Source organism: Synechococcus sp. GFB01, from assembly GCF_001039265.1.
Classification (GTDB): Bacteria; Cyanobacteriota; Cyanobacteriia; order PCC-6307; family Cyanobiaceae; genus NIES-981.
Genome location: NZ_LFEK01000060.1, coordinates 1 through 10,765 on the forward strand (window position 1 = coordinate 1; position 10,765 = coordinate 10,765).

The 10,765-nt window shown below is 68.8% G+C and carries 9 protein-coding genes and 3 pseudogenes; 6 read left to right on the top strand and 6 right to left on the bottom strand.

Annotated elements, in window-relative coordinates; genetic code table 11:
* Positions 1–4 precede the first annotated feature (4 nt).
* From SYNGFB01_RS08170 to SYNGFB01_RS08180, 3 genes and pseudogenes are all read right to left on the bottom strand, one after another.
* Positions 5–739: an ABC transporter ATP-binding protein gene (locus SYNGFB01_RS08170; RefSeq protein ID WP_152669591.1), complete on the bottom strand. Its 735-nt coding sequence runs from the start codon at positions 737–739 to the stop codon at positions 5–7.
* A gap of 59 nt (positions 740–798) precedes the next feature.
* On the bottom strand, positions 799–1,743 hold the full coding sequence (locus SYNGFB01_RS08175; RefSeq protein WP_048017658.1) for a heme o synthase: 945 nt from the start codon (positions 1,741–1,743) through the stop codon (positions 799–801).
* A gap of 34 nt (positions 1,744–1,777) precedes the next feature.
* Positions 1,778–2,763: pseudogene (locus SYNGFB01_RS08180) on the bottom strand (COX15/CtaA family protein).
* 193 nt (positions 2,764–2,956) lie between these two features.
* Between SYNGFB01_RS08180 and SYNGFB01_RS08185 the strand changes: the two are divergent.
* The 4 genes from SYNGFB01_RS08185 (at position 2,957) to SYNGFB01_RS08200 (ending at position 6,587) form a co-directional block, all read left to right on the top strand.
* A complete protein-coding gene (locus SYNGFB01_RS08185; RefSeq protein ID WP_048017659.1) occupies positions 2,957–3,808 on the top strand; it encodes a cytochrome c oxidase subunit II in 852 nt (283 codons plus the stop codon).
* On the top strand, positions 3,805–5,445 hold the full coding sequence (ctaD, locus tag SYNGFB01_RS08190) for a cytochrome c oxidase subunit I (protein ID WP_048017660.1): 1,641 nt from the start codon (positions 3,805–3,807) through the stop codon (positions 5,443–5,445). The genes SYNGFB01_RS08185 and ctaD overlap by 4 nt, the downstream gene beginning before the upstream one ends.
* Before the next feature lie 3 nt (positions 5,446–5,448).
* Entirely contained in the window at positions 5,449–6,048 is a 600-nt protein-coding gene (locus tag SYNGFB01_RS08195) for a cytochrome c oxidase subunit 3 (RefSeq protein ID WP_048017661.1), read from the top strand.
* 170 nt (positions 6,049–6,218) lie between these two features.
* Positions 6,219–6,587 (top strand): AbrB family transcriptional regulator, encoded by a 369-nt coding sequence (locus SYNGFB01_RS08200; RefSeq protein WP_048017664.1) that lies wholly within the window; start codon positions 6,219–6,221, stop codon positions 6,585–6,587.
* A 45-nt stretch (positions 6,588–6,632) separates the two neighbouring features.
* Here SYNGFB01_RS08200 and SYNGFB01_RS08205 read toward each other — a convergent pair.
* Positions 6,633–7,207 (bottom strand): annotated as a pseudogene (locus tag SYNGFB01_RS08205) (HdeD family acid-resistance protein).
* A 49-nt stretch (positions 7,208–7,256) separates the two neighbouring features.
* Positions 7,257–7,943, bottom strand: coding sequence for a riboflavin synthase (locus SYNGFB01_RS08210; protein WP_048017662.1), 687 nt, complete (start codon positions 7,941–7,943; stop codon positions 7,257–7,259).
* Between the two features lie 68 nt (positions 7,944–8,011).
* Between SYNGFB01_RS08210 and SYNGFB01_RS08215 the strand changes: the two genes are divergently transcribed.
* Complete coding sequence (locus tag SYNGFB01_RS08215) at positions 8,012–8,665, top strand: bifunctional nuclease family protein (RefSeq protein ID WP_082325941.1); 654 nt, start codon at positions 8,012–8,014, stop codon at positions 8,663–8,665.
* Between the two features lie 62 nt (positions 8,666–8,727).
* A pseudogene (locus SYNGFB01_RS08220) lies at positions 8,728–9,839 on the top strand (aldo/keto reductase).
* 4 nt (positions 9,840–9,843) lie between these two features.
* Here SYNGFB01_RS08220 and SYNGFB01_RS14620 read toward each other — a convergent pair.
* Positions 9,844–10,765 (bottom strand): twin-arginine translocation pathway signal (locus SYNGFB01_RS14620; protein ID WP_235300042.1); only part of this gene is annotated, 922 nt, incomplete at its 5' end.

The window sequence follows — 10,765 nt, forward strand, 5'->3', positions numbered from 1 at the left end:
GCCATCACCGCCTTGCGACCTCGGTCGATCCGCAGAACGCGCAGGCGACGAGGCCGCGTGCGCGCTGGTCCTCATAGGCCTGGCTCGAGGCGAACCAGACCTCSCCGGCCTCGATGATCGCCAGCCGATCGGCCAGGGCATCCACCTCTTCGAGGTAGTGGCTGCTGAGCAGCACGGTGGTGCCGGCGTCGCGAAGCTGGCGGAGCACCTGCCAGATGGCGGCACGGCTCTCGATGTCGAGTCCCACGGTGGGTTCGTCGAGCACCAGCAGACGGGGCCGGTGCAGCAGGCCGGCGGCCAGATCGAGACGGCGGCGCATGCCGCCGGAATAGCCGCCGCAACGGCGATCGATCCAGTCAGCCATGCCCAGCAGGTCGATCAGCTCGGCGATGCGCGCCTCCCGCAGACCGGACGGCAGGTGATAGAGATCGCCCTGGAGGCGCAGCAGCTCGCGGCCGGTGAGGATCTTGTCGAGAGCCACCTCCTGGGCCACATACCCCAGCAACCGCCTCACCCTGCGTGGTTCGGCGAGGGCATCCACCCCGGCCACCCGCACCCTGCCCTCATCCGGTGCCAGCAAGGTGCAGAGGATGCGCAGGGTGGTGGTCTTGCCCGCCCCGTTGGGCCCCAGCAGCCCATACAGGCAGCCGGCAGGAACGGTCAGCGACAGATCGTTGAGCGCCGTGACGCTCTTCTGACCTCGGCCGTAGCTCTTGCGCAACTGCGACAGCTCGACCACCGGGGCGAGCCCTGACTCGATCAACGGCTGGACCACCCGATCGCCGCTCCACTGGAGACTCAGCGGCTCAATGTAGGCAGCGGCAACTGGCCGATGCCGAGCAGCGTGGCCTGGGGCGATCGCGCCAGAAGCAGCAGCAGGCAGAGGCCGAACAGGTAGAGAATCGACCAGCGGAACAGATCTCTGGCCCGGGCGGGATCCTCAGGCTGCTGCCGCAGCCGCCCGCTCAGCTGGAGCAGACGGCCGTTGAACGGCAGCACCAGAAGCCCGTAGAGAATGCCACCGCTGGGAAGGGCCACGAGCCCCAGCAGGCTGAGAGCGGCGGTGGCCCAGGCGTACCGGCTGATCGCCCGCGCAGTGACCACCACACCCTTCACCACCGGCAGCATCGGGATGCCCACCGACCGGTAGTCGTCTCGCAGCAGCAGGGCCAGAGCCCAGAAATGAGCTGGCGTCCAGAGCAGCACCANGGCGAACAGCCACCAACTCGACCAGCCCAGCACGCCGCTGGCCGCCGCCGCGCCCACCAGGGGCGGGATGGCCCCGGCCACCCCACCGATCACGATGTTCTGGCTGGTGCGCGGCTTGAGCAGAACGGTGTACAGCAGCACGTAACTGCAGAGCCCCAGCAGGGCCAGAGCCGCGGCCAGGGTGTTCACCGCCAGCACGAGCAGCAGCACCGCCGCCGCCGTGAGGCCGATCGCCAGGGCGAAGGCCTGCTGATCGGCCAGCCGCCCTGAAGGCAGGGCCCGACGGCTGGTGCGGGCCATGCGGCCATCGAGGTCCTGCTCCCAGAGGCAATTCAGCACCCCGGCCGCCGCCGCCGCCAGGGCGCCCCCCATCAGGGTGGCGCCCAGGGTGAGCGCATCGACCGGCTGCCCGCTCACGGCCATGCCGGCGAGGGTGGTGGCCAGCAGCAGGGGGATCAGTCGTGGCTTGGCCACCTCCAACCAGGCGGGCAGCCGCACGGAACGCGGCACCGCGGCGGAGGCTGCACCTGCCATCACAACTCCGGAGCGGGTCTGGGGGGAACGGAGCTCAACCATGGGAAACGGAGAGCAGGCCGGAAGCGGCGGGGTGGGGAGCGGCAGGCGGAAGCATCCGGCTGAGCACGGCCGCCACCAGTGCCACCAGCAGGGCCGCCAGCAGCTGATGGGCCACCGTGATCAGGGGCACCCCGAGCTGCTGGCGCAGGGTGAGCACACCCAGAGCGACCTGGGCCAGCACAGCGGCCGCCAGCGTCATCCCCCAGCGCCGCTCGGGGATGACGGCTCCGAGCAGCAGCACCGCCAGCGCGGCGGCATGGGCCAGCTGGCGGTGCCAGAGCAGCCAGCGACAGCCCTGCCGGATGCCAGGCAGAGATCGGCGGCCCACTGACTTGCCATCGCTCCACCGAGCAGGGACTGGGACAGCACCAGCAGACCGGCCAGCACAGCGAGAGGCAGCGGCAGCCCGGAGAACCAGCCTGGCTGGACATCCCTGCGGTTTCGACTGACACCCTCAAGGCGTTGATGCAGGCCGGAGAGCAGAGCGACCAGCAGCAGGGCGGTGCCCAGGTGGGCCGTGACCACCGGAGCCGCCAGCAGACGGGTGACCGTCAGAGCGCCCAGCAGACCCTGGAGGGCAACCAGAAGCAGCGCCAGCAAGGCGAGAGCGGGCACACCGGCAGGCAGCTGGCGGCGGCGCAGCCCGGCCAGCGCGGCCAGCACCAGCAGGGCCACCCCCACCACGAAGGCATCGAGGCGATGGAACCACTCCAGAAACACCTGCAGGTTCATCTGGCGGCCCGGCAGCAAGGTGCCGTAGCAGAGGGGCCAATCAGGGCAGGCCAGCCCCGCCTCCATCACGCGGGTGGCGCCGCCGATCACCACCAGCGCCACCAGCGCCACCACCAGATGCGCGGTGAGCAGGCTCAGACGGCGGCAGAGCAGGGGGTCGACGGAGCCATCGCGCTGGCCGCCGCCGCCGGGCTCGGCCGCAGGGGCTGCAGGCTTCAGGTCCANGGGCTGCCACTGCGCCGTCATGACCGAGCCGTCTCGCCGGTGGTTCAAGGTAACGATCGTTCTGCAGTGAAGGCTCGAACGAATCCACGCGTGCTGAATTCCTCACATCAAGAGCGGCTCAGGCCGCGAAAACCGGCATTTCACGACGAAAGAGGTGGCGGCATCGCACTGCCCGGGCAGCCCCCATAGGCTGTCGCGAGGGATGCTCTGATCCGTGCCGATCCGCACCGCTCTCACAGCCCTGATTGCCGCCGCGGCCCTGGTGCTCACCGGCCTCTGGATCGGCAATGGCGTCAATCTCCTGCCCGTCGACGCCAGCACCAACGCAGGGGCCTACGACGCCTTGTTCCGGGTGCTGTTCAGCATCGGAACCATTCTCTTTCTGGGCATCTCGATCGTGCTCGGCTACAGCCTCGTGCGCTTTCGCCGTCGTGCCAGCGACAGCGGCGACGGCATGGCGATCGAGGGCAATCTGCCTCTCGAAATCGTCTGGACGGCGATCCCGGCCGTCGTGATCCTGTTCATCGGGATCTACAGCTTCGACATCTACGACCGGATGGGCGGCATGGTTCCTCTGATGGACCACAGCGCCATGGATCACAGCGCGATGGCGCCTGCTGCGATGCAACCCGAGCCGCAGCGCCCGAGGATCTGGGGAGGCATCGGTGCCGCGACAGCAGAGGCCGATCCCGTTGGCAAGCCAGCCCTGCCGGTCGACGTGACCGCGATGCAGTTCGCCTTCATCTTCCACTATCCAGGCTCCGAGATCACCAGTGGGGAACTGCATGTGCCGGTGGGTCAGCCCGTAGAACTGCACATGAGCGCCCTGGATGTGATCCATGCCTTCTGGGTACCGGAGTTCCGTCTCAAGCAGGACGTGATCCCCGGCCAGCCCACCGTGCTCTCGTTCACCGCCACCAGGGCCGGTACCTATCCGATCATCTGCGCCGAGCTCTGCGGGGCCTACCACGGCGGCATGCGCACGTCCGTGGTGGTGCATGAGCCGGACGACTACCAAAGCTGGCTGCAGCAGAACACCCCTCCACCACCACCTGAGCAGCGATGACCGTCGCCACACCCGAGCAGCTCGAGACGGGCCTCCAACCGACCGGCTGGCTGCGCTACTTCAGCTTCAGCCTCGATCACAAGGTGATCGGGCTGCAGTATCTCGTCTGTGGCTTCCTCTTCTATCTGATTGGAGGCGTCCTGGCTGGCGCCATCCGGGCCGAGTTGGTCACCCCCCTCTCCGACTTCATGCCGCGCGACACCTACAACGAGGTGCTCACCCTCCACGGCACGGTGATGATCTTTCTGTGGATCGTGCCGGTGGTGAACGGTGGCTTCGGCAACTACCTGATCCCCTTCTACGTGGGCGCTCGAGACATGGCCTTCCCGCGGCTGAATGCGGTGGCCTTCTGGATGATTCCGCCGGCGGGCCTGCTGCTGATCAGCAGCTACTTCCTCGCCGGTGCTGCCGCGCAGTCAGGCTGGACTGCCTATCCGCCCCTCAGCCTCACCACGCCGGCAGCCGGACAGGTGGTTTGGATTCTGAGTGTGCTGCTTCTGGGTGGCAGCTCGATCTTCGGGGCAGTGAATTTCATCGCCACGGTGCTGAAGCTGCGCCGGCCCGGTCTCAAGTTGATGCAAATGCCGATGTATTGCTGGGCCATGCTTGGCACCAGCATCCTGGTGGTGCTGTCCACTCCTGTTCTGGCCGGCGTCCTGATTCTGCTGAGCTTCGACATCATTGCCCACACCGGCTTCTTCAACCCCAGCCTGGGCGGCAATGTAGTCGTTTACCAACACCTCTTCTGGTTTTATTCACACCCAGCCGTCTACATCATGGTTCTGCCGGCCTTCGGCCTGGTCAGCGAGATTCTGCCGGTGCACGCACGCAAGCCTCTCTTCGGCTACACCACAATGGTGTATTCGATCATGGGAATTGTATTCCTGGGTCTGATCGTGTGGGCCCATCACATGTTCACGAGTGGCACACCTCCCTGGATGAGGTTGTTCTTCACAATTGCCACCTCCTTCATCGCTGTGCCGACCGGCATCAAATTCTTCAACTGGTTGGCAACTCTGTGGGGCGGCAAAATCGCGCTGAATTCCGCCATGCTGTTCTCCAGCGGTTTCATCCTCAACTTCGTGTTCGGGGGTATTACCGGCATCAGTCTTGCCCAGGTACCGTTCGACATCCACGTCCACGACACCTACTACGTGGTTGGGCACTTCCACTACATCGTCTACGGTGGGACCGTTTTCGTGATCTTCGCCTCTCTTTATCACTGGTATCCGAAGTTCACCGGTCGGCTGCTCAATGAAGACCTCGGACGTCTGCACTTTCTGCTGACCTTCATCGGCTTCAACCTCTGCTTCCTACCCCAGCACTGGCTCGGTCTGAACGGCATGCCTCGGCGGGTGGCCGAATACGACCCCACCTTCACCAGTCTCAACCAGATCAGCAGCGTGGGAGCCCTGATCATGGCGATCAGCACCCTGCCCCTGCTGGTCAACGTGGCCCTCACCGCTCTTCGGGGCGAACCGGCCGGCGACAACCCCTGGAACGCCCTCACCCCCGAATGGTTGACCACGTCGCCGCCCCCCGTGGAGAACTGGGCGGGCGAGGCACCGCTGGTGACCGAGCCCTACGGCTACGGCAAGAGGTCCGAAAGCCCTGCCGCCAGCCTGGAGGCCGCCTGATCGATGACCACCACCACTCCCACCAGCAGCCCATCAGCCGATCAGGCGATCCAGGTGCCCTCCCACCACGACGCCCGCATGTTCGGCCTGGCCACCTTCCTGGTGGCTGACGGGATGACCTTCGCCGGTTTCTTCGCCGCCTATCTCACCTTCAGGGCCGTGAATCCCCTGCCCGAGGGCAGCACCTACGAGCTGGAGCTGCTGTTGCCCACGATCAACACCGTGCTGCTGGTGGTGAGCAGTTTCACCTTCCACCGTGCGGGGCGGGAGATCCGGGCCAACCGTCCGGCCGCCTGCCGCAACTGGCTGCTGCTGAGCGGCGCTCTGGGTCTGGCCTTCCTGGCCGGGCAGATGGTGGAGTATTTCACCCTGCCCTTCGGTCTCACCGACAACCTCTTCGCCAGCACCTTCTATGCCCTCACGGGCTTCCACGGCCTGCACGTCACCCTCGGTGCCATCTGCATCGGGATCGTGGCCCTCCAGACCCGCCCGGGAGGCCGCATCACCGCCGAGAGCCATTTCGGNCTCGANGCGGCCGAGCTCTACTGGCACTTTGTGGACGGCATCTGGGTCGTGCTCTACGGGATTCTTTATCTCCTCTGAGCGAGATCACAGGGCCAGATCCATTCGGATTCACCACCATCGACCGCCTAACCCCTTGCGACCGCCATCGCGACGGGGGCACAATCAAGCGATCGTGAAAGCGGCACCGGGTGGGTGCCACCACTCCCATGGGCGCAACCGAGGGTTCGGACCCAGGCGCTGATTCCAAGATGCTGGTGGGCCAGGCCCTGCTGGATCGCGCCCGCTCGCTCAGCAACCGTCCGGAAGATCAGATCGCCCGGGCCTGCGGATATGTCGGGCCCAGCGGCCGGCTGCTGAAGAAGAGCTTCTACCGAGCCCTGGTGGAAGCGAAGGGTTATGCCCTGCCCCGCAGCGGTGGTGGTNGGGGCTCCCANGGGAGCAAGGGCCGACAGGCCGACTACCGCACGCGGGTGCATNGCAACGGCAATCTCCTGATCGGCAACACCTACACCCGCCGCATGGGTCTGCAACCCGGCCAGGAGTTCCGGATCGAACTGCACCCCGAAACGCGTTCGATCTGGCTGATCCCGCTTGAGCCGGACAGCGCCCTCACCTGAGCGGGAGCGCGTCGATCCGCGGACTGTCCTCGCCGACAAGCGGATTCAGACGTCGTCGTGGAAGCGGACGCTGAAGATCAGCAGATCCACCCCGCTGAACAGGAAGCTGATACCCACCAGGATCCCCAGCACACTCAGCAGGGCCGCCTGTGACATCGACAGGATCAGGACGCCGAGCGCGAGGTGACGATCCCGTTGACCAATCCCCAGCCCCAGCCCTGGATCCGCCGGTGCGTCAGGGACACGATCACCGCCACCACGCCCTCCAGCAGGAAGACGATGCCGATCGCCAGGGTCAGGGTTGCCACCGGCAAGGCCGCCACCAGGGGACCGGCTCCGAGCTGCTGAACCATGGTGATCCCTGCCACCAGAAACACGGTGGAGACCACCAGGCGCCAGAACACCAGCCAGCGGCCCAGGCGGGGGGAGCGCAGCAGGTTGTCGATCCAGCCCACGATGCCGCCCACCAGGAANGCGACCGCCACCACCGCCGTGACCCAGCGTGAGGCCAGCAGTGGAAACAGCAGCGCCAGCACGCCGAGCACGAGCATCAGCACACCCTCAAAGAGGGTGAAGGCCCGCAGATTGCCGGGGCTGGGAGCCCAGAGTCGCTCATCCATGGGCGGGGGTCGCATCCGTCCCGAACCGTAGGCANGGGTTCCGCCGGCGTCAGCCCCAGCCATGCTCCAGCAGCCAGTCCCGGTCCAGCCGGGTGGCCGGTGCCTCGCGGCTCGCGTCCCCCAGNCGACCGGCCAGCAGCCGCTCGGCGTACTTGGCCAGCAGATCGGCCTCGAGGTTCACCGCATCCCCGGCCCGCAGCCTGTGCAGGGTGGTCTGGGCCCAGGTGTGCGGGATCACGGCGATCCAGAAGCAGCTGCCGTCGGGGCTGCAGCCCGCCACCGTGAGACTGATGCCGTCCACGGCGATGCTGGCCTTCTCGCAGACGTAGCGGCCGTAGGCGGGATCGCGCCAGGCCAGCTCCAGCCGCCAGCTCTCCCCCTGCCGGGACGCCGAGCGGACCTCCCCGAGACCATCCACATGGCCGCTGACCAGGTGTCCCCCCAGTCGATCGGCAAGCCGCAGGGCCGGCTCGAGGTTCACGGCAGCGCCTCGACGGGCCTTGGCCGCCAGGGTGCTGCGTCCCAGGGTCTCCGGGCTCACATCGGCGCGGAAGCCATCGGCGAACCGTTCGGCCACGGTGAGGCAGACACCGTCCACAGCCACGCTGTCGCCGAGCGCCAGCTGCCCGGGCAGCCAGTCACCGGCGGGCGAATCGNCCCCANCCGGCCAGCGCAGCCGCACCCCGCCGGCCGCCATCTCGATCGTTCCGGTGGCCTGCACCAGCCCGGTGAACATCCGAACCTCCCGTCGGCTCCGCAGCTTCACTGCCCTGGTCATAATCGGGAAAAGGGCAACGCCACACCATGGTGGAAATGCGCGTCGCCGGCATCGCCCTGGATGCGGCCAGCCGCAGTCCGATCGTGCTGCTGCGCGACCCTTCGAGCCGGCGGCAGGTGCCGATCTGGATCGACCAGGCCCAGGCCCAGAACATCCTGGCCGGCCTCGGGAACGAGCGGCCACCGCGGCCGCTCAGTCACGATCTGATGGTGGCCCTGCTGGAGGCCGGAGGCCTCGTGCTCGAGCGGGTGATCATCCACGCCATCGAGGAAAGCACCTTCCGCGCCGTGCTGAAGCTGCAGCGGGCCGATGGCGTCAGCATCGAACTCGATGCCCGCCCCAGCGACGCCATCGCCCTGGCGGTGCGCACCGGCAGCTCGATCTGGATGCTGGAGGAGGTGGTGGCCGACGCCTCGATCCCGGTGGATGCGGAGGCCGATGCCGAGGATGCCGCCGACTTCCGCCGCTTCCTCGATTCGGTGAGCCCGGCTGAACTGGTGCGCCATCTGAGGCAGGCCCAGCCCGAACCGGAGCGGCCGGCGAGCGCCGAACCGACCGGAGAAGATGCCGGGGAAGGTGCCGCAGAAGGCAGCGGCGAGGCAGGCGGTGAATCACCCGACACAGCCGGCGAGGAGGAAGGCGACAGCCCGGATGNCCCCTCCGGCAGCAGCCCCGGGTGAGACCCAGCCGCGAGCGGCCCTTCGGCCGCGGCCCCGCGGTGTCGCTGTTCACCCTGGGCACGATGCGGGCCCTGGGCAGTCCGGCCCAGATGGAAGCGGTGCTCCGCGCCGCCGTGGCAGCGGGCCTCAATCACCTGGAAACGGCTCCCGCCTACGGTCCTGCCGAGATCTTCCTCGGCCAGGCCCTGGAGGCTCTGGATCGCGATGGGCTGACACCGCCGGGGGGCTGGCGGATCACCAGCAAGCTGCTGCCGGGACCCGATCTGGCGACAGGCCAGGAACACCTGCGGGCGATTCTGCGGCGCCTGGGGTGAGCCGGCTCACCAGCCTGGCGGTGCATGGCCTCAACCGCCCTGAACACCTGGCCTGGGCCACGACGGGCCCCGGAGCCGAACTGCTGGCCTGGGCCCTGGAGGAGGGGCTGGTGGGGCAGGTGGGATTCTCCAGCCACGGCGCCAACGATCTGATCGAAGCGGCCCTCGCCTCCGGCCGGTTCACGTTCTGCAGCCTGCATCTGCATCTGTTCGACCCGACACGCCTGCCGCTGGCCCGCACCGCCCTGGCGGAGGGTCTCGGGGTTCTGGCGATCTCGCCGGCCGACAAGGGTGGCCGCCTCTACGACCCGCCCGCCGAGCTGCAGGCCGACTGCGCCCCGTTCCACCCCCTGGAGCTGGCCTACCGCTTCCTGCTGGATCAGGGGATCTCCACCCTGAGCCTGGGAGCCGAGCAGCCGGGGGATCTGGCCTGGGCCGCCGCCCTCGCCGGGCCCTCGCCCGCCGACCGGGGATGCGGCCCGTCCAGCCCGACAGGCCCCTGGCTCACCACCGCGCACCACTCCGCCCTGGCGCGCCTGGCCGCGGCCGGCCGCACCCGCCTGGGAGCCGAACGCTGCGGTCAGTGCCGCGCCTGCCTGCCCTGCCCCAACGGCGTGCCGATCCCGGAGCTGCTGCGGCTACGCAACCTGGCCGTCGGCCATGGCATGACCGCCTTCGCCGGCGAGCGCTACAACCTGATCGGCCGTGCCGGCCACTGGTGGGAGGAGGCCAACGCCGAGGCCTGCCGCCGCTGCGGCGCCTGTCTGCCCCGCTGCCCGCTCGCCCTGCCGATCCCCGAGTTGCTGGCCGACACCCACAGGCATCTGGCGGCGGCGCCGCGCCGACGGCTGTGGGGCTGACGGCTCAGGCGGCGGCGTCCCAGAGGCTCTGCAGCGCCAGGCGGCGGCGCGGATCCAGCGGCGGCAGGCTCCAGCAACGCCCAGCCGGACCGGTCGGGGCAGCAACGCCGCCACAGGCTGCGGGAAGCGGGACAGCAGAGGCTTCAGCCGCTGCGGCGGCAGGGGGGGCACCCAGCCGCCCGCCAGCAGGGCCCCCAGCAGCGGCGGCCGCAGCACCTGCCGAGCCACGCTCCGGAGCGGGATGGCGCGCTCCGGCAGGGCGGAGCAGCAGCTGCCAGCTCAGCGGGGCCCCGCTGGCGGGCCAGATCACCTGAAGGCGCGGGTCACGGCGCAGCAGCGGCACCAGGGGACGCAACGGCAGCACCGCCGCCTCGGCCTGGCCGGCGAGCAGCAGGTTGAGACCATCCCGGTCGTCGTGGGCGAGAACCTGGCGGCGCAGCTGCCGCACGCGCTCGAAATCCGCCCCCATCAGCGTGATGCAGACCCGTGGGCTGGAAGGCAGCACCAGGCGGCCCCGCAGGCTGGCATCGAGCAGCAGGTCCCAGCCCCGGTGCTGTTGGCGGGCAAGATCCGGACGGCTGCGCAGGGCGATCACCCAGGGGGTGTAGGCCCAGGGGAAGGCCAGGGGCGGCTGCCCCTCCGGGCCGAACAGGCGTGCGGGTGCCGCCGCGAAGCCAGCCAGCTCGGCCAGCAGAGCTGACTGGTCCAGGGGCAGCCAGCGGTCCCGCTCTGCACTCGTCGCCCAGCCGTCAGCGAGCGCCACCAGATCCGGCAAGCCGGCCCGCTTCGCCGCCGGCCGGAGGGCCTTCAGCACGGCCTCGGGATCCGGCGCGGTCTCCAGTCCCCAGGGGGCAGGCAGCTCGCCGGCCCAGGCGGGCGCCAACTCCCGCTTCACGGCCAGGAGCCTGGGGCCGCGGCTGGCGCGG